The 19,742-nt window shown below is 39.6% G+C and carries 17 protein-coding genes; 8 read left to right on the forward strand and 9 right to left on the reverse strand.

The window, feature by feature from the left end; translation table 11 throughout:
• The first annotated feature begins 222 nt into the window (after nucleotides 1-222).
• Complete coding sequence (locus tag QNI15_RS23740) at nucleotides 223-1,605, forward strand: ethanolamine ammonia-lyase subunit EutB (RefSeq protein ID WP_314033973.1); 1,383 nt, start codon at nucleotides 223-225, stop codon at nucleotides 1,603-1,605.
• A gap of 35 nt (nucleotides 1,606-1,640) precedes the next feature.
• Complete coding sequence (gene eutC / locus QNI15_RS23745) at nucleotides 1,641-2,402, forward strand: ethanolamine ammonia-lyase subunit EutC (protein WP_314000547.1); 762 nt, start codon at nucleotides 1,641-1,643, stop codon at nucleotides 2,400-2,402.
• Between the two features lie 75 nt (nucleotides 2,403-2,477).
• Here the strand turns inward: eutC and QNI15_RS23750 are convergent, their stop codons facing one another.
• A complete protein-coding gene (locus QNI15_RS23750) occupies nucleotides 2,478-3,401 on the reverse strand; it encodes a TatD family hydrolase (RefSeq protein ID WP_314033975.1) in 924 nt (307 codons plus the stop codon).
• 73 nt (nucleotides 3,402-3,474) lie between these two features.
• Complete coding sequence (locus QNI15_RS23755) at nucleotides 3,475-4,356, reverse strand: EboA domain-containing protein (RefSeq protein WP_313984897.1); 882 nt, start codon at nucleotides 4,354-4,356, stop codon at nucleotides 3,475-3,477.
• 156 nt (nucleotides 4,357-4,512) lie between these two features.
• Between QNI15_RS23755 and QNI15_RS23760 the strand changes: the two genes are divergently transcribed.
• A complete protein-coding gene (locus QNI15_RS23760; RefSeq protein WP_314000545.1) occupies nucleotides 4,513-5,196 on the forward strand; it encodes a hypothetical protein in 684 nt (227 codons plus the stop codon).
• Between the two features lie 44 nt (nucleotides 5,197-5,240).
• Here the strand turns inward: QNI15_RS23760 and QNI15_RS23765 are convergent, their stop codons facing one another.
• On the reverse strand, nucleotides 5,241-6,539 hold the full coding sequence (locus QNI15_RS23765; RefSeq protein ID WP_390902211.1) for an amidohydrolase: 1,299 nt from the start codon (nucleotides 6,537-6,539) through the stop codon (nucleotides 5,241-5,243).
• Between the two features lie 312 nt (nucleotides 6,540-6,851).
• On the opposite strand from QNI15_RS23765, the gene QNI15_RS23770 reads away from it, so the two are divergent.
• The gene (locus tag QNI15_RS23770; RefSeq protein WP_314000544.1) at nucleotides 6,852-7,850 is read left to right on the forward strand and encodes an SGNH/GDSL hydrolase family protein; all 999 of its coding nucleotides are present in this window, start codon (nucleotides 6,852-6,854) and stop codon (nucleotides 7,848-7,850) included.
• A gap of 22 nt (nucleotides 7,851-7,872) precedes the next feature.
• Nucleotides 7,873-8,955 (forward strand): hypothetical protein, encoded by a 1,083-nt coding sequence (locus QNI15_RS23775; RefSeq protein ID WP_314000542.1) that lies wholly within the window; start codon nucleotides 7,873-7,875, stop codon nucleotides 8,953-8,955.
• A gap of 17 nt (nucleotides 8,956-8,972) precedes the next feature.
• Here the strand turns inward: QNI15_RS23775 and QNI15_RS23780 are convergent, their stop codons facing one another.
• From QNI15_RS23780 to QNI15_RS23800, 5 genes are all read right to left on the reverse strand, one after another.
• Nucleotides 8,973-11,420: a TonB-dependent receptor gene (locus tag QNI15_RS23780; RefSeq protein WP_314033977.1), complete on the reverse strand. Its 2,448-nt coding sequence runs from the start codon at nucleotides 11,418-11,420 to the stop codon at nucleotides 8,973-8,975.
• A gap of 123 nt (nucleotides 11,421-11,543) precedes the next feature.
• Nucleotides 11,544-12,209, reverse strand: a complete 666-nt coding sequence (gene rpe, locus QNI15_RS23785; protein WP_314033979.1) for a ribulose-phosphate 3-epimerase — start codon at nucleotides 12,207-12,209, stop codon at nucleotides 11,544-11,546.
• Between the two features lie 48 nt (nucleotides 12,210-12,257).
• Complete coding sequence (locus QNI15_RS23790; RefSeq protein ID WP_313984885.1) at nucleotides 12,258-12,659, reverse strand: hypothetical protein; 402 nt, start codon at nucleotides 12,657-12,659, stop codon at nucleotides 12,258-12,260.
• Nucleotides 12,660-12,715: 56 nt separating this feature from the next.
• The gene (locus QNI15_RS23795; protein WP_314033981.1) at nucleotides 12,716-14,077 is read right to left on the reverse strand and encodes a hypothetical protein; all 1,362 of its coding nucleotides are present in this window, start codon (nucleotides 14,075-14,077) and stop codon (nucleotides 12,716-12,718) included.
• Between the two features lie 141 nt (nucleotides 14,078-14,218).
• Nucleotides 14,219-14,725: a SixA phosphatase family protein gene (locus QNI15_RS23800; protein WP_313984881.1), complete on the reverse strand. Its 507-nt coding sequence runs from the start codon at nucleotides 14,723-14,725 to the stop codon at nucleotides 14,219-14,221.
• 394 nt (nucleotides 14,726-15,119) lie between these two features.
• On the opposite strand from QNI15_RS23800, the gene topA reads away from it, so the two are divergent.
• Nucleotides 15,120-17,543, forward strand: coding sequence for a type I DNA topoisomerase (gene topA / locus QNI15_RS23805; protein ID WP_314033983.1), 2,424 nt, complete (start codon nucleotides 15,120-15,122; stop codon nucleotides 17,541-17,543).
• 50 nt (nucleotides 17,544-17,593) lie between these two features.
• Here the strand turns inward: topA and QNI15_RS23810 are convergent, their stop codons facing one another.
• Nucleotides 17,594-18,145 carry an HD domain-containing protein gene (locus QNI15_RS23810; protein WP_314033985.1) on the reverse strand — a complete coding sequence of 184 codons (552 nt, stop codon included), beginning with the start codon at nucleotides 18,143-18,145 and terminating at the stop codon, nucleotides 17,594-17,596.
• A gap of 93 nt (nucleotides 18,146-18,238) precedes the next feature.
• Here QNI15_RS23810 and QNI15_RS23815 point away from each other — a divergent pair, with 93 nt between their 5' ends.
• The gene (locus QNI15_RS23815) at nucleotides 18,239-18,928 is read left to right on the forward strand and encodes an SIR2 family NAD-dependent protein deacylase (protein ID WP_314033987.1); all 690 of its coding nucleotides are present in this window, start codon (nucleotides 18,239-18,241) and stop codon (nucleotides 18,926-18,928) included.
• 103 nt (nucleotides 18,929-19,031) lie between these two features.
• Entirely contained in the window at nucleotides 19,032-19,718 is a 687-nt protein-coding gene (locus QNI15_RS23820; RefSeq protein WP_314033989.1) for a DNA alkylation repair protein, read from the forward strand.
• Nucleotides 19,719-19,742: the final 24 nt, after the last annotated feature.

Below are 19,742 nucleotides of genomic sequence, written 5' to 3' on the forward strand. Positions count from 1 at the left end.
TGATGTAATGTGTTTTTATGACACGATGCAACTTACATTCAATTTTTTATTCATGAAATCAGTTAAAAGTGATGTGCATAAAAAGTTGTGTCAATTGTCAGAATTTCTAGGTGAACTAATTCTATACTTGGTGAACAGTATTAGGAGACTTTGAGTGTTACAGGATTTGGAAAACCACAATGAATTTGATAGATTGAATTACCAAAATGTCTGATCCAGATTATGCCTTACCACCAAACTATACATAATTACACATATCATTTTCCAGACCTGAAGACTTTATTGGCTAAAGCAACACCAGCAAGATCCGGAGATTATCTGGCAGGAGTTGCAGCAGAAAGTGCTCAGGAACGTGTAGCTGCGCAAATGGCTCTGGCTGATGTGCCTTTATCTACTTTTCTAACAGAGCATGTGATTCCATATGAAGAAGACGAAGTGACCCGGCTCATCATGGATTCGCATGATATGAATGCTTTTTCGTCTGTAAAACATCTGACTGTAGGGGAGTTTCGCAATTATTTACTTTCTGATCAGGTGACTACCGATGTCCTGAATAACCTTACTGCAGGACTTACTCCTGAGATGGTGGCTGCTGTTTCAAAATTAATGAGAGTACAGGATTTGATTACTGTATCTGCTAAGTGTGAGGTAATTACCAGATTTCGGAATACCATAGGGTTAAAAGGGCATTTCTCAACCCGGTTACAGCCTAACCACCCCACAGACGATTACAAAGGAATTGCAGCCAGCATTCTGGATGGCTTATTATATGGTAATGGAGATGCAGTAATTGGGCTTAACCCAGCAACAGACAATATACCTACTGTGATTCGACTGCTGGAAATGATTGACTCTATCCGAATGCAGTTCGCTATTCCAACGCAATCATGTATATTAAGTCATATCACTACTACTATTCAGGCGATAGAAAAAGGTGCTCCTGTAGATTTGGTCTTTCAGTCTATTGGAGGTACAGAGGCAACCAATACTTCCTTTGGCGTTAATCTGGCACTGCTTCGGGAAGGGTATGAAGCAGCTTTGTCGTTAAACAGAGGAACTGTAGGCTCCAATGTGATGTATTTTGAAACTGGACAGGGGAGTAGCCTGTCAGCTAATGCTCACCATGGGGTAGATCAACAAACCTGTGAGGCGCGGGCCTATGCTGTTGCCAGAGCTTTTAATCCATTGCTGGTAAATACTGTAGTGGGTTTTATTGGACCTGAGTACTTATATGATGGCAAGCAAATTATGCGTGCCGGGCTGGAAGATCATTTTTGTGGAAAGCTTCTGGGATTGCCTATGGGAATCGACATTTGTTATACCAATCATGCAGAGGCAGACCAGGATGATATGGATACCTTACTGACATTAATGGGTACTGCGGGTTGCAATTATATTATGGGTGTACCAGGTGCAGATGATGTGATGTTGCATTACCAGAGTACTTCCTTTCACGATGCATTGTATGTTCGTAAGCTTCTGGGGTTGCGACCTGCTCCGGAATTTGAAGACTGGCTGATTCGTATGAATATATTTGATGAGAAGCTGCAGCTGCAGACTATTTCACACCGACACCAGCTACTAGCTGAATTAGGTACAGTATAAGTATATTCCATCATTTATTCCATAGTTAATTAACAATGAGTTCCGTGATATCTGATCCATGGGAAGGATTGCGTCAATTTACAGCAGCGCGTATTGCTTTAGGACATACAGGACATAGCCTGCCTACAGATGCCTTGCTAGCCTTTCAGTCTGACCATGCACAGGCTCGTGATGCTGTTTATTCTTCACTTAATAAAGAACAGCTTATTCCAGAACTTCAACCATTGGTTCAGACCTGTATATGTCTTACCAGTCAGGCACAAAACAGGCAGCAATATCTGCAGCGACCCGATTGGGGACGAAAACTTTCAGCTGTATCCAAACAAAAGTTAATTGAACGGAATACTACAGAAAATGATTTAAGTATCGTCATTGCGGATGGTCTTTCTGCCAGTGCTATTAATCAGCATGTAGTCCCTTTATTGTCATTATTGATCCCTGTATTAGTAGACAAGGGATGGACTTTAGCTCCTGTATGTCTGGTAGAACAGGGGCGGGTAGCTATTGCTGATGAAATAGGTTTTCTGCAGAAATCAAAAATAACCCTGATACTGATTGGAGAACGTCCTGGACTTTCTTCTCCGGATAGTATGGGTGCATATCTGACTTTTCAGCCCAAACCTGGGCTTACAGATGAAAGCCGGAACTGCATTTCTAATATCCGACCTGCTGGCTTACATTATCCTCTGGCTGCAGAGAAAATCTATTATTTACTCAATCAAATGAAAATCAAACAAATCAGTGGAGTAAACCTCAAAGATGAAATGGAATTGCCAGGAGGAAAATTACTGGATTAAAGAGAGTAGAGGTATTGCCATTTGGTTGAAGAGGCAATTGTAGATCTTTCAACCAAATGGCAAGGTGTATTTCGCTTATCGAATGATATTATTAGATAGCTTTTCTACACGTGGATCACGACCACCACGTAGTACGGAGTTTCCGTTAAAACGTTCGCGTTGATCAATGTTTGTGTCCTGCAACCAATCCTCTTCTTTCATTTGACCACTTTGCCCAAAGGCTGCCAGTGCATTGTTATAGGTTACATCCTTAACTTGTTCAATCGAAATGCCTCTTTCAAGCATCAATGCTGCTGTTTTAGGTACTGCCAACGGATCTGAAATACCCCAATCTGCAGCACTGTTGATCATAATGCGTTCAGAACCATATTTTTTTACGATCTCAACCATACGTTCGTTACCCATTTTGGTAGAAGGATAAATACTGAACGCTGCCCAGAAGCCTCTGTCTAATACTTCTTTTACAGTTTCTTCGTTGTTATGGTCTACAATGACTTTTGACGGATCAAGACCATGCTCGATACATACATCCATACTACGGCCTGTGCCTGCTTTTTTATCTCTGTGTGGAGTGTGAATCTGTACAGGTAAATCCAGTTCTTTGGCTAGTTCCAACTGAAGACGATAGTATTTGTCTTCCAGAGGCGTTTGATCATCATATCCGATTTCTCCAATACCAACTACTCCTTCTTTGGTAGCAAACAAAGGCAGTAATTCCATCACACCTTCAGCCAGGTATTCGTTATTAGCTTCTTTGGAGTTTAAACCTACTGTACAATAATGTTTGATTCCAAACTGACTTGCCCGAAACCGTTCCCAGCCTACCAGCATACTCAGATAGTCTTTGTAGGAGCCAGCCTCTGTACGAGGTTGACCCAGCCAGAATGCTGGCTCAATAACTGCGACTACCCCATTGGCACGCAATGCCTCGTAGTCATCTGTAATGCGTGAAATACAATGAATATGTGGATCTATGAAAATCAGATTTTGTGCGTCCATCTTGGTTATTTTTGAATAATGATAGAATATATAAATACTATGGTCTGTGATAATTGACAGATGATAGTTGGTTTCATTGTAAGGTACTCCAGGTAAGTTCTTGGTTTTTGATTTTTTCAACCAGATCCGGACGTTTGGATAGTGCCAACGACTTGGCTGAAATATGATTGCCTTGCATACAAAGTAATACTGCCGCTTGTTGTTCTGTCTCTGTTCCTTTTTCAAACAGATGTTCTACATCTATCAATACTGCATCATCTACAAAAGGAGCAATGATCCGCCATACTTCATGTGTAACCGGACGTCCTGCTGCCCAACGTTCATGGACAAAGTCACGAAGGATACGGGCTAATGTGGCATTGGCTCGTTGATCTAACCCCTGAATACGATGCAATGGACTACCAATGAACACAGATTTAAGTATCATCTGATTCCAGGCGGCTTCATCCATATACTCCATAGGATAAGGATTATCCAGAGCTAGAGCATTAAAAACGACACTCATATTGGTTCGTACTCCTTCTGATGCCCGAAAACGTAATGCTTCCGGATGAGGGAGTAGGGGAAGTGCCAGATATAATGCTGTAAGTTCACCTACTTCTGCCGTGGTAAATAACTGATCCAATGCTTTTATATATTCCTCTTTGTTATCGTGAGGAAGCATGAGTAAGATTAAAATACGGGTTGCCTGTTCGGTAGTCCACTGAGTAGGAGTAAGGCCCTTTCGCAATTGCTGTGCTATGCTTAAATCTTCCGGACTGAGTTGTAAAGGTAGTTTGCCGACCATACGGGGGGCAAGACCAAACGCCAGATAAAAATCCTTAAGAGTGACAGGTTCACTCAAGGTTACAATTTTTTGTTTCAGCCATTCATTTCCTTTGGCATCTGTGCTGCCATGCAGCCATTTTTTCAGAAGGTCATGGACCTGTATAATATCTGCCTGATACGTGGACATATGCTTCAATTGTTAGGAGGGCAAAGGTTCGTAAATCTGTTCTTTTTTAAAAGAATTTTAAAATGATTTTAATCAATATTTCCGTATGGCAGTAAATTTGCTATAAGTTTTCTACATCATTAGTAACAATTAACACACTCTGCTTTTAACGTTTTTATGTGCAAAAAGATATTTTTACTACTTGTGGTTTCTATTTCATTTACTCATTTACTTGCTGCTCAGCAACATACAGATAGCCTGAAAGCAAATAAAAGAAGTTATATTTCCTTAGGGCTGGGTATTAGTCGTGGTGTAGGAAAGTTTGGTCAGAGCGCATCCGTTAGCCAGAGAGATGGGTTTGCTTTAACTGGTTTAAATATTCAGCTGGAACGCGTAGTATTTGGAAGTCATAACGCAGGATTTGGACTCACTGCAGGACGCTTTACCAATGCTTTGGATGGCGATATGTATGTAAGTGGTTTTTCTGGAAACCCCAAGGTTTCAGATGCAAAGCCATGGCGTACATTGTATTTGATGACCGGACCTTATATTACTATACCTACCCGTTATATTGACATTGATTTTAAATGTGTGGGTGGATTCTTATTTGTCAAACGCCCAAGTTTTACACTTACCTATCCTGATCAGAGCCACTCGTATTATACATCTTCTTCATCTAAGGCTAGTTTTGGATTGAATATGGGTTCAAATATTCGTCTAAAAATGTCTGACAAAACCCAGTTTAAGATAGGAATTGATTATATAACCAGTACGGCAAATATTAAGGATGATAATTATTCATTTAAGCAAAAGCTAAATGTGTTTAACATATCGTGGGGACTTGTGTTTTTAATGAATTAGTCGGATACCCAGTTCAGACTTTCAGGCCTGAACTGGGTTTTACTTTACTTTTTAGCCTCCATATAATCTAGTGCCATAAAGCAATAGGCTTTCACACCTGTTTTCATACCACTTTCGTCAATAAAGAAATCCGGAGTATGGTGTGCTCCTGTTTCCAACACATTCTTACCTTTAGGCATACCTCCCACAAAGACGAAAACACCTGGGACTTTTTCCTGAAAGAAAGAAAAGTCTTCGGCACCTGTTACTGCTTTGGTTAAAGAAACATTGTCTTTACCAGCTGCTTTAACCAGACTTGCAACTGTTTTTTCTGTCAGTTCTTTGTCATTAAAAGTGATTGGATATTCACGATGGATATCTACAACTGCTGTAGCTCCTGCACTTTCTGCAATGTTGGTAGCTGTGCGGGTAATACGTTCATGAATGGAATTCTGCATATTGGCATCTAGCGTACGTATAGTTCCTTCCATCTTGGCTTCTTCCGGAATGATATTGCTGCGTACTCCACTATGCAATGAGCCTATCGTAACAACAGCCCCTTGGTTGGTCAGGTCTATCTGACGGCTCACAATGGTTTGTAACCCCATAATAATCTGAGAAGAAACTACAATCGGATCAACACCCAACCATGGATAGGCTCCATGTGATTGGCGACCTTTCACTGTAATATTCAGAATGTCTACAGCTGCCATTGTGCCTTCGGGGCGGTATTTGATTTTACCTACTTCTGTTTGTGCATTGATATGAATACCAAAGATGGCATCTACTTTAGGATTTTCCAGGACACCTTCTTTTATCATCAGTTTGGCTCCGCCTTCTTCACCGTGTGGTGCTCCTTCTTCTGCTGGCTGGAAAATAAACTTTATGGTGCCTTTGATGTCTTTGCGCATACTGGTTAGTATTTCTGCAGCTCCTAACAACATTGCCATATGAGTATCGTGTCCGCAGGCATGCATGACAGGTACTTCCTGCCCATTATACTCTGACTTTACTTTTGAAGCAAATTCAAGAGGTGCTCTTTCTGGTACGGGTAGCCCGTCCATATCGGCTCGCAATGCTACCACCGGACCTGGTTTTCCCCCTTTCAGAATAGCTACTACTCCTGTTTTAGCTACTCCTGTTTTTACCTCTAATCCTAGAGACTTTAATTTTTCAGCAACAAATTCTGATGTTTTAAATTCCCGGTTACTTAATTCGGGATTTTGGTGAAAGTGTCGACGGTAACTGACTACTTTTTGTTCAATCTGATCGGCCATACTTTCAACATGACCTTTATAGGTCTGGCCTGACACTTGAAATGCCATTGCTCCACTCAATAGGGTTAGTAAAATTGTTTTCTTCATTGGTTTTGTTTGGTTAGGAAAAAGGGCCTGGTAATTATATTCACTAATGTAAAATTCATTGTGATGAAATATACAGAAATACAGTTGTGCTTTTTTATCTATTTCTGACACTGGTTTATTCAGATATAAAAACATCCTTTATGAATTCTCTATATTTGGCGGTAATTTCATTAAACCGGGATTGAATATTGGTTTAAAAGTATTTATACAATATTTCTATTTATGAAACCTAATTTTGTCGGAATTTTATTTTTTGCTTCTCTTGTTTTTGTGAATATATGTATTGCACAGAAGAACACCAAAAAGTCCAAAATGAAATTTTTCAGGGCAGACAATGCCAATATACAATATACTGGACGAATCGATTTTTCTGATCCCTCAAAGCCAAGGTTCTGGGCTGCCGGAGTGTATGTGAAAGCCCGGTTTCAGGGGACTACTTGTCATGTTATTTTGAACGATGAGGTATTGTGGGGAAATAATCATAATTATCTGACTATTGTGATTGACGACAAGACTCCTATACGATTGCAGATGAAAGAAAAGACAGATACGATTCGTGTAGCAGAGAATCTCTCAAAAGGTATACATACTATAACAATCTGTAAAAACACGGAATCAGGTATTGGGTATCTGGAGTTGATTGGATTCCTGTGTGAAAATGTGTTGCCTCTTCCTGCAAAGCCAGTTCGTAAATTGGAATTTATCGGGAACTCTATCACCTGTGGTACGGGTAGTGATATATCTGAAATTCCTTGTGATAAAAACCAATGGTATGATCAGCACAATGCGTATATGGCGTATGGTCCACGAACAGCACGCGAACTGAATGCACAATGGCATCTGACATCTGTTTCTGGTATCGGATTGATCCACAGTTGTTGTGATATGGATATTGTTATGCCACAGGTATTTGATAAAGTGAACCAACGAGCCAATGCTGGAATTTGGGATTTTAAAAACTATACGCCAGATGCAGTTACTGTTTGCTTGGGGCAAAATGATGGTATTCAGGATTCGGCCGCTTTTTGTAGTGCGTATGTGACGTTTCTGGATACTATACGAAGCAAATATCCCAAGGCAAGTATCGTCTGTCTGACTAGTCCTATGGCTAATGAAGAGTTAAAGACCATGCAGCAAAAGTATCTGACTAGCGTTGTAGATTATGTGCACTCCAAAGGTGATAAGCAGGTGTACAAATATTTCTTCACAAAAAGCTGGAACAAAGGCTGTGGTGGCCATCCGGAATTATCAGAACATGGTGAAATTGCTCAGGAGTTAACTGTATTTTTAAAGTCAACCCTAAATTGGTAATTTCCGAAAAATATGTTTTATAATGATAAGGTTTATTGTCTCTGCTGTTCTGTATAGTTTATTGATAGTGTTTTTAGTATTAGTCTGGAATACTGTTAGTTTTGTTCTTGAAGCACTTTGGGGTAATCTGGGAAACATTATATATGTAAGTGGCTATGCTATTTTGTTTTTGGGATACTTATTCCTGATGCGTCTGCAAATAAACAAACAGCAGAAAATCTTTTTATTCTTATGTATATGGCTGGGCTTTCCATCTGTTAGAAGCAAAGTAACAAACTCTGGTTTTTTTATCAGATGTGATACCAGATTAATAAACTCCACAGATCATCACAGGAAGCTAGAGATAGCACCATATGGTGTGAGTGTACTGAACCTTATATTTCAGAAGTATAGTAGTTGTGATAGTAATGAGGTATATCGGTTTGCTAATCCTTTACTTATAGGTAAAAGTCTTATCTTCCAAATGCATTTTATTGTATTCGTCCTGATCTCTATTGGTATGAGTTTAGATTGGAGGCATAAAATGAACGATAAGATAATAGTGACCAACATTTTACTAGCTAAACTAAATAATCGAGTCAGGATTTTTTATCTTTTTTGTGGGATATTCCTGATAGGATGGATGCTTGTAGTTTCTTTGTTTTTTTGCTTAGGTATAGAAAGCTTACTGGAATATCAATTTGCACTTTTTCTTTTTCTGTTGAATGCAGTGATATGGATTGGACTTATCTATGCTCAAAAAAGAATGCATGTGATACTTCTGTTAATGGGATTGGTAGGGAGTTGTCCTACCATTAGCACATTTAATGTAAGCGGAACTATAGAGTTTTCCAACTGTTACACGGATTCAGAACGGACATATAAAGAGACTAATCCATATAGACTTTTATATGTAACTACTTTCACTGGTAGTATTGTAGATTTAATCTATGAAATTCAGAAAGGGTGTAGCTCTGAACATCGGAAGTTCTTGGATTTGAATTTTACGAACAGCGCAGAAACTATTACAGAACGGCTAATACATGTTTTGTCGATTCTGATAAGTGCTTATTGTCTGTATTTAATCTCATCATATTGGTTACAAAAATATCCCAAGGCTGTCTGATAAATAAGAGCAGTATTCTATTTTTTAGGATCTTTTACTCGTACAATCACCCGGAAATTAAGGAAACGGGCAGAAAGTGCGTTCGGTACTGCATACTGACGTTCATTAACATCGGTAACCCAATTGTATGACATAACATTTCTTGCTCCTAAGGCATTAAGCAATTCTGCTCCTATCCAGATAGAATCTCCAAATTTGCCAATTCCTTTGCTTGTTGAACCAAAAGCAATAATCTTTGAAAATCCAATATCCAGTCGGCGATAGGGTGGGGCATGAAGAGCTGAACGATAGTTCAGATTTTTAGGTGGGCCAAATGGTAATCCTGTACCTATAATGGTATTGAGATATACACGCCAGGAGGGATTGCCTGGCAAATGATCCTGGAAGAATACAGCCAACGTAACACGCTGATCTGTAGGACGACGTATATAACCTGTCTGATCAAAACCCAGATCTTCTTTGGTTTGCATAATGCCTAAGCTAAACCAGGATTCTGCTCCTTTGATAAATTCACCACTAAACCGGAAATCTGCCCCTACAGCATATGCACGAGTAATATTATTGGCATAGTATCGCAATCTTACATTGTCTACATCATACGCAACCACGTCCCAGAGGTTTTTATAATAGAGTTCAGAGTTGAAGACAAATTCACGTCCCCACATCTGAACGGTCTGTTGCATGCCTGCAATAAGATGGAGTGAACTTTGTGCCCTCAGATTCAGATTGAGATGTCCCTGTTGATCGCGTAACTCCCGATATAAGGGTGGTTGCCTGTAAATGCCGGCTGCAAATCGTAATGTTGTTTCTCTTACCCAATTGGGTGTAAATGCATATTGAATCGACGGACTTATCAGCCACTGCTTATTTACAGACCAGTAGCCAATACGGGCTCCATAAGTCAGTGTGCGTTGATTGTCTTTGGAATACGAGTGTTGCAGATAGCCATTCCATCTATTAGAAGATAGTGCAAGATGAGTAAAAAGAGTATCCCGGAACATAGCATAATCCGCTGAGTCAGCAAAGGAATACTGATTGAGTTTATCGGTGAACGATTCCCTGTTATAACGTATACCCCATTCAAAACGATTTCGAGGGTTCATTTCATAGGTTGCCCGGTGTTCCAGTGATAGTATTCTTCCATTGAGTTGGTTTCGGGCATATTTGTATTCACTACCCACTCCAACAGTTCCTATGCATTGTTTGTAGGTTGGCGAACTAGGGTCCAGATCTATTTCACACAGCCGATAAGCACTTTCTGTATCATAGAACTCGCGCTCACTGGTATTCATTGCAGACCCGATAAAGTTCAGTGTCAGCTTATCACTGGGGCGATGGGTAAATTTAAGACCTCCTTGTCCCAGATCATAGTTGAGCAACTCCTGGCCTGCATAGGCTACATACAGTCTGAGTTGTTGTGAAAATGTACCAAAGGTTGTTTCCTGGCTTACAGGTCGGGTGAGATAGCGATTACGACCATAGGAAAGTAATAGGCCTATTTCAGATTTGGGAGCCAGAGAACTTGTTTTTTTATTTCCCAAAACATACCTGAAATAGCCTTGTATATCTGTAAATGCGGGCAAGTATTCACCTTTTACCTCAAGTGTATTCAGCAGATACTGTGACTGTTTGCGTCGTACACCTACCGTATAACTTAGTTTGTCTTTTAATGCAGTACCTTCTGTGTGTAGTGATCCTCCCAACAATCCCAGTGTAACAGACCCTTTGGTTTGTGTAGGTTCATTATAGGCTACATTCATCACAGAGGAAAGTTTATCACCATATTTGGCCTGCCAGCCACCTGAAGAAAACTCAACACTTTTGACAAGGTCAGGATTGACAAAGCTTAACCCTTCCTGTTGGCCGGATCTGGCCAGAAAGGGGCGGTATACTTCAATGTTATTTACATAGATCAGGTTTTCATCATAGTTGCCACCACGTACTGAGTAGGTAGAAGATAGTTCGTTGTTGCTGACTACTCCTGGCAGAGTTGCCAGAATCTTGTTAAAGTCTCCAAAGGTAGAAGGCAATGTTTTGACATCCTGAGGTTTGATTTGTACCACGCTAACCTGCATTCGTTGATCGTTTCGGGTAGTAACCTTGACTTCATTGAGCTTCTGAACTGCTGCTTCCAGAATGATAGTGACCTCCCTGATTTCTCCTTGCTTCAATCGAAGAGTAAGTTGCTTTTCCTGATGATTGATAGATCGAATATATAACACCAGATCCTGGTTAGCAGGTATATCTGATAACTGAAAGTATCCATTTTCATCTGAAGAAGTGCCACGAGATAGATTTTCCAGACGGATAGTTGCTCCTGGTACGGGTTTGTTCAGTGTATCTTTGATCCAACCTTTAATTTGTGTGTGTTGAGCGGTTGCGTTCTGTACCAGTAACAGACCGGGTAAAAAACAGATAAGAAAAAAGAACAGGCGCATTCGCAAAGACAAAATGATGTCGGACAAAATCCAAGTGTTGGAAATACAATAAAAGCCAATAGATCAGTGTTTCAAACTGACAAAAAATCTATCGGACTTACAAGTAATATTGCAGAGAAATTATAATATGTGAGATTTTACTTGAAAATATTATACTATTTTAGGTAAAGAAGCCTGTTTTAATTCATGAATAGTTGCAATTGGATCAGAAGAGCTGAATACGAAATTGCCTGCTACTAACACATCTGCTCCCGCAGATAGTAGATATGGCGCGTTCTCAAGGTTGACTCCTCCATCAATTTCAATTATTGCTTTGGCATTACGACGCAGAATAAGGTCTTTCAGATGTGATACCTTTTCATATGTACGCTGAATAAATTTTTGTCCTCCAAAGCCTGGATTTACAGACATAATCAAAATAATATCTGCTTCTGTGATAATTTCTTCCAACAGATGTACAGGTGTATGAGGATTTAACGCAATACCCGCCTGACAACCAGCAGCCCGAATTTGTTGTAATGTTCTATGTAAATGAGTAGACGCCTCATAATGAACCGTAATGTGATCCGCTCCGGCCTGGGCAAAAGACTCAATATACCGTTCAGGTTGAGTGATCATTAAATGAACATCAATAGGCTTTTGAATATGAGGACGAATAGCTTCCAGAATAGGAAAACCAAACGAAATATTAGGTACAAATACACCATCCATTACATCAAAATGGAGCCAGTCTGCTTCACTCTGATTTACCATGGTTACATCACGTTGCAGATTGGTAAAGTCTGCTGCCAGCAAAGAAGGAGCAATAAAATGCATAAGTTAAATAATTAGGCGACCTGATAATATACCAGGTCAGCCATACAGTTACTTTTTAGAAGAAGGAAATATAGTTCCGTATTTACTGTTTTTCATCAGCTTGCTTAATACAAAACCCAAAATGATATAAACCACGAAAACAATGGCTGTACTGATATAGTTTACCTGAGAAAATTTAGATTGCAGGTTAGGTGCGATTTTATCAGAAACGACAAACATATTGTACAAAAAGAAGGCTGCACCTGCTACAAACCAGATGATAAAAAAAGCAGCACGACGTTTGCCTGCATCCTGAGGGTCTTTTCCACCTTCCCATTTAATCAGATTGGCTACAACCCAGGATAATCCGATAAAAATAACAGCTGCAATGGCAGCAAACATATATGTTTCACTGGCCAGATCTTCTAACTGACGAGGATTCCGAATTGTAATAATTTGAGCAAGAAGCATAGTTTAGTATAAGAGTGAAGTGATAGAAATAGCAATAGTTTTCTAAATCTGTGATTTTATTTTTCCAGCTCTACATAATAAGTATAGACTACCCGATCTTTCAGGTTAATGCGTAACAACGCTTCTGTAAGACTGCTGGCTAAAGAAGGAACCTCGAATCCACGGGCATCTGTCCATTTCAGTGAAGACAGCAGGTTGTTATCAAATTGTGGTTTGGCTTCTTTGATAGATACATCTACTTTGTAAAGCGTACGGAATTCTACACCTGTAAAGTTTTCGTGTAGTTTCAAACCAACTTCTTTTTTCTTTGTATTAAAGTCCAGCACAAAAATGTCTTCAGATGCACCTGGTGCGTTATAACTGTATTTTTTAGGTTTTTCACCCTCTATAGGATTTACTGCGTCATAGTAGTTCTGGTACTCGCTGGTAATATCATATACTTTTGCTTCCAGTTGCAGATCCGGATAATTTACAGGGGCATTTGCCAGAAACAGATTTTTCAGAAAACGAGTGTCTTTTTCGCTGTACTCAGGAATTTTAAACAAATCTTTTTGCTTGAACATATAGTATTCGAAAATAGGGAAATTTACCTGTACCATATCTGGTACCGCATTTTCAGTTGCTCCACCTTCATTCGCTTTGTCTTTGTATTTGTTTGTTAGCGCAATATCTTCTGCTGAAAACCGGAAATGTTTTAAACGACCTTGTTTTTCCTGAAGGCGGTTAACCAATGCAGAAGGTTCATGAACCAGTGCTTTGGGTGTAAATACCAGAATATAAATGTGCTGGGTCTGGGTTTGAGGTACCCAGGAGTTTTGCTTGGTGAAAGGTTGCGCAAATACATCAATGGCATTACCTTGTTTCAGCCAGTTTTCAAACTCATTCACTGCCCAGGTAGAAATGTCGATGCTGGTACGGAATGTTTTTCCATTTTGTACAATCTGCAATTCCTGTTTGCCTTTTACCAGTTCGAAGTCTGTAATAAACACGGCGGTGCGATTATCCTGGGTGATCTGGCGAATAGGCTCATCAAGTACCGAACGTGTTTCTGTATAGTTGCTTATGTTCCAGGGAATATTTTCGGTAGCATTAATATTGATTCTGGGTGGAATATCATTTGTGCCTGCCTTGAAATAGACAGTCTTAGGACTATTTACGATTGTTAGTAAATCCTTGATAAAATCCATAGATGACATCATCCCTTCATGCATCCCTTTGGAATAATCTATATACACAGAGATAGAATCCGATGCCACGGGGGCTTCTGATTTGGCTACATATTGAGTATGGAAAGGGGTAAGATCTTTGGATTCAACGACAAAGTTTGTAGGATCACTGGAACAGGAAAATGTTCCATATACCAGAAAGGCTGAGGCTATGTAGTGAATAATAGTTCGTGAAGAAGATTGTCGTACCATGAAGTGAGATAGTAGATTTGTTGAATAGTTGTAGTTTACTAAAATAGCTGATATTTGCAATAATACCAGTCAGGTAAATACATTACATACCTGACTGGTAAATGGGATAATGTGTGAAAGAATTACTTCCCGTTTTGTAGCTTATAAGCTATTTAATTTTTCAGGATATTCAAACCACGCCATTTTTCCGGAACCGCCTGTAATTTCTACCCATCGTTGGTTTTCAAAGATTACATGAACGACCCCACCTGTTGGTATGCTTCCTATATCATCATGTGTGAAATATTCTGCCAGATAGGTTTGTTTGGGATTATGAGCAACCACCATTGCTGATTTTTGATCTTCTGCAATAGCATTGATCATCTCGACGAAAGATTGTAAGGCATATTCCTCATACAAAGCATTGTTAATGACTATTCTTTCAGTATCATATCCTAATTGCTCTGCCATGTACTGAGCTGTTGACAAGGCTCGTACTGCAGGACTGGCAAACAAGACATCTGGACTGACTCCCAGTTTTTTTAAATGCCCGCCCATTTTACAAGCTTCAATAATACCTGATGAGGATAATTCACGGTCAAAATCACGCTGACCAGCTGCTCCAGAAACTGCCTGGGCATGCCGTACAATAAAAAGATGTTTATTCATAAAGTCTGAAACAGAACGCCAAGTAATACAATATACTTCAAATGAGAAAAATCTTGCATTAAAATTTTTATGTAGAAAGATGTTTCCCCAAATGCTGTATTTGTCATATATATATAGTGTAAAATATTGCAAGTCTGGTAGTTACATAGATATGTTCTGCCATAGATGTTTTAACGGAAATTGTGCAAATTTGGCATTCAAAAAAAATAAGCTTTAAATTTATTGTTGGATTTCAGGTATTTTACGTTGTTTTAATGCTGCATTGATGTAAACCTAATGGTTCCTTTTGGTGTTAGCCTGATTATTTAGTAAACACAGGTACCATAAATTTCTGGTAATTTCATCATTACCCAATACCTGAAAGTGTATAAATATATAACGAAATAAATTGAGTATGACCAAAAATTTAGTCATTGTAGAATCGCCCGCAAAGGCCAAAACGATTGAAGGGTATCTGGGAAAAGATTTCACTGTAAGGTCAAGTTTTGGTCACGTGCGTGATTTGCCTGAGAAAGGAATAGCCATTGATGTGAAAAATCATTTTCGGCCTACTTACGAGATTAACGATGATAAAAAGGACCTGGTTAATCAGTTGCAGCAATTAGCCGCAGATGCAGAGGTAGTGTGGCTGGCAACTGACGATGACCGGGAAGGAGAGGCTATTTCCTGGCATTTGAAAGAAGCTTTGAACTTACAGGAAAATAAAACCAAACGAATTGTTTTTCGCGAAATTACGAAAAACGCCATTCTAAATGCGATTCAGTCACCAAGGACACTGGATCTGGATCTGGTAAACGCCCAACAGGCGCGACGGATTCTGGATCGTTTGGTGGGATATGAATTATCACCTGTACTTTGGAAGAAAATTAAAACCGGATTGTCAGCGGGAAGGGTACAATCGGTAGCCGTTCGGTTGATTGTAGAGCGGGAACGTGAAATCGAAGGATTTGAAACAAAATCTTCTTACAAGGTTTCAGCTTTGTTTCAGGTAGAGAAAGGGAAGACATTAGTGGCTGAATTGCCTAAAAATTTTGATACGGAAGCAGATGCACTGGATTTTTTGAATCGATGCCTGAATGGGGTTTTCAAGATAAAAAATCTGGAAACCAAACCTGCAAAACGTACACCTGCACCTCCATTTACCACTTCTACATTGCAGCAGGAAGCCAGCCGGAAATTATATTTCTCGGTTTCCAAAACAATGATGATTGCTCAAAAACTGTACGAATCTGGTAAAATAACCTATATGCGTACGGACTCGACCAATCTGTCCGAAGAGGCTTTGACAAAAGCCGCAACTGAAATTACGAATAGTTTTGGTAAGCAATACTTACAAACACGCCGTTTCAAAACTAAATCAGATTCAGCTCAGGAAGCACACGAAGCTATCCGTCCAACGGATTTTGGTATTAGCTCAATCAATGATTCACGGGATGAGCAACGTTTGTATGAACTGATCTGGAAACGTGCAATTGCCTCTCAGATGGCAGATGCTCAGTTAGAACGAACAACAGCTACTATTTCTATTAATTCACCTGCCAATGGAGTCTTGAAAGAAGAACTGATCGCTACAGGAGAAGTAATCAAATTTGATGGATTCCTGAAGGTGTATATTGAGTCTACGGATGAGGACGATGAAGAAAATAAAGCAATGCTTCCTCCATTGACGATTGGTCAGCAGTTGCAATTGGATAATATGAAAGCTGTTCAGCGCTTTTCTCGTCCTGCTGCACGATATACAGAAGCGAGTCTGGTAAAAAAACTGGAAGAGTTGGGTATTGGACGTCCTTCTACGTACGCTCCAACTGTCTCCACTGTTCAGCAACGGGGATATGTAGTGAAAGAAGATCGTGATGGAAAAGAGCGTTCATATAGAGAGATTACGCTGAAGAACAACAATATCAGTACAGATTCAAAAAAAGAAATATTTGGAGCAGAAAAAGCTAAGTTGTTCCCAACTGACGTAGCGATGATTGTGAATGACTTTCTGGTACAATACTTTCCGGATGTTATAGATTTTAAGTTCACTGCTACTGTAGAAAAGGATTTTGATGAGATTGCGCAGGGTCGAATGATCTGGGAAGAAATGCTGGAAAAGTTCTATGATGGCTTCCATCGCAAGATTGAGAATACAGATGAGATACAACGATCTTCTGTGGGCAAATCACGTTCTCTGGGCACTCACCCTGAAACAGGTGAACCTGTTACCGTAAAACTTGGTAAATTTGGACCGTATGTCCAGATTGGGGAGATGGAAGATGAGGTGAAACCACGTTTTGCCAGTCTGAAAAAAGGGCAGTTTATGGAACGGTTGAGTCTGGAAGAGGCACTTGAGTTATTTAAACTTCCTCGTGAAATCGGTAGCTATGAAGACAAAGTAATGAAAGTCGCTATTGGCAAGTTTGGCCCTTATATCCAGCACGATGGTAAATACTATTCGTTGGGCAAGGAGGATGACCCCTATAGCATAGATGATGAACGAGCTATTGTGATTATTCAGGCAAAACGAAAATCAGATGCTGAAAAATCGATAAAAGAATTTCCAGGCAATCCGGATGTGAGGATATTGAATGGCCGTTTTGGACCTTATATTGCTATTGGTAAGCAGAATATAAAAATACCAAAAAGCAAAGATCCAAAAAGTCTGACTTTGGAAGAATGTCTTGAATTGGCAAAAGAGGCTGATAGCAAACCTAAAACAGGTCGTTTCGCCAAGAAAGGCGCTGCTGCAAAATCAACAACAAAAGCAGCAACAAAGACACCAAAAGCTGCTGGTGAGAAATCAACTGCCAAAAAGTCTACCAAGACAAAGAAATAAATTATTTTAGGTTCTTTAAACCAGAATCAGTGAGTTTTCATTGATTCTGGTTATACTACCTCAAGATATTGGTTGTAAGAATTGATTTTTTTCCTTAATTGTTCTTCAAGATAGAGATTACAACCTTCTAGTGTCTTCAATATTACTTGTGCCTCATCCTGATAGGCTTTTCGTTGAGAGTTAGACCATAGCAGTGGATTCTGGCGCAAGTTATCTATGCGATCGGCCATTTTTACCATTCGAATTTCAACAGGTTGTCTTAGAATTCGCTGCAAACTATCTGGAATCTGTTCTGCTTCTGGTAATAATGTATTACGTGTTAGTGCTGCAACTCCTTTTGCTACTGCTGTTCCAAATAAAGTCTCAACCTCTGTATAGGATACAGGTGTATCTTCCAGTACATCATGTAATAGGGCGCAGCAAACCAACAAGTCTCCATTTAACGAACTGTCTGATGACTGTGTTAGTGCTGTTACTACTTCCATACACACATTAGCCAGATGGGTAACATATGGAATGGTACTTCCTGGCATGAACTGAGCATGGTGTGCTTCTCCGGCAAAATTTATTGCCTTATAGTAGATCTCTTCTGTAAAAAACATACGCTTATACAAGGAAGTTATTCAGGAAATAATTACCGATATTTGTAATTCAAAGGTAGGTCTTCTGCCTGTATTTTTAACACAACCTATACTATGAAACAGAAAATTGTTGTACTGACCGGAGCTGGAATCAGTGCAGAAAGTGGAATCGCTACATTTAGAGATTCCAATGGATTGTGGGAAGGACATGATGTCATGTCTGTAGCTTCACCTGAAGGATGGAAACGTAATCCAGAACTGGTGCTCGATTTTTACAATCAACGCCGGAAACAGGCTAAGACCGTAGAGCCTAATGCGGCTCACTATGGATTAGCTAAGCTTGAAGAAAAGTATAATGTGGTTATTGTAACACAAAACGTAGATAACCTGCATGAAAGAGCCGGATCAACTAAGGTAATGCACTTGCATGGAGAACTGTTTAAATCACGCAGCACAGTTGATCCTTCACTTGTCTATGAGATGGATGGATGGGAAATTAAGCTTGGAGATACTTGTGAGAAAGGATCGCAGTTGCGTCCGGATATTGTATGGTTTGGAGAAGCAGTACCTCTAATAGAAAAGGCTGTAATTCAGGCTTTGTCCGCTGACATTTTTATGGTGATTGGTACCTCTTTGGTTGTGTATCCTGCTGCCGGACTAATTGACTATGTACCTATAGAAGTACCTAAATATGTTATAGATCTTAACATGCCGTATGTGGCTCCACGTCCTAATCTGCATCTGATTGAGGCGAAAGCAAGTGAAGGCGTAACCAAGCTGGTGGAAGAGCTAATAAGCAAATAACTCTACTGATAGTGACATCGTAATTGTAAAGTTAAATTCGACAGGGCTATAACCTATTTAGTGTGTAGTCCTGTTTTCTTTTGCTAACAATCATAATTAGTACATGGAGATTTTTGAGGGATATATTTACCCATTGGCAGAACGCTATCAGAAGCAGAGGAACACTACATATGCTCAGGCTATGAGCCAATATATGAGGAATCAGTTTGATTTTTTTGGCATCAAACATCCACAACGCCGAATACTTGATAGGCAGTTTGTCAGAGAGTATGGACTACCAGAAAAGGCAGATTTAGAGAGGATGCTTCCTGAATTATGGCAGCAAACCGAGCGGGAATTCCAGTATTTTGCTATAGACCTGGCCGTTTCCTGTAACTATTATCGGCAGGAAAGTTCTCTTAAGCTGATCGAAAAAATGATTGTACAACGATCCTGGTGGGATACTGTTGATGCTGTTTCTTCAGGATTGGTAGCGCCTTATTTTCGCTATTTTCCTGAGAAAATGCATGATATAGCTTATCAATGGATTGCATCTGAAAATATATGGCTACCACGGGTAGCTATAACTTTTCAACGAAAGTATAAAAAGCTGACTGATCAGAAATTGTTGTTTGATCTAATTCGTCTGCGTACTGATTCAAAAGAATTTTTTATTCAAAAAGGAATTGGATGGGCTCTACGCGAATATGCCTATACAAATCCTGAAGCAGTTCAGGATTTTGTGTCAACACAGTCTATGTCTAACCTAAGCAAGCGAGAAGCTTTAAAACATATAGGCGGAAATAACTAAAAGCCAAAGCTACCTGTTGATGGT

This window comes from Xanthocytophaga flava (assembly GCF_030068545.1).
In the GTDB taxonomy this organism is placed as follows: domain Bacteria; phylum Bacteroidota; class Bacteroidia; order Cytophagales; family 172606-1; genus Xanthocytophaga; species Xanthocytophaga flava.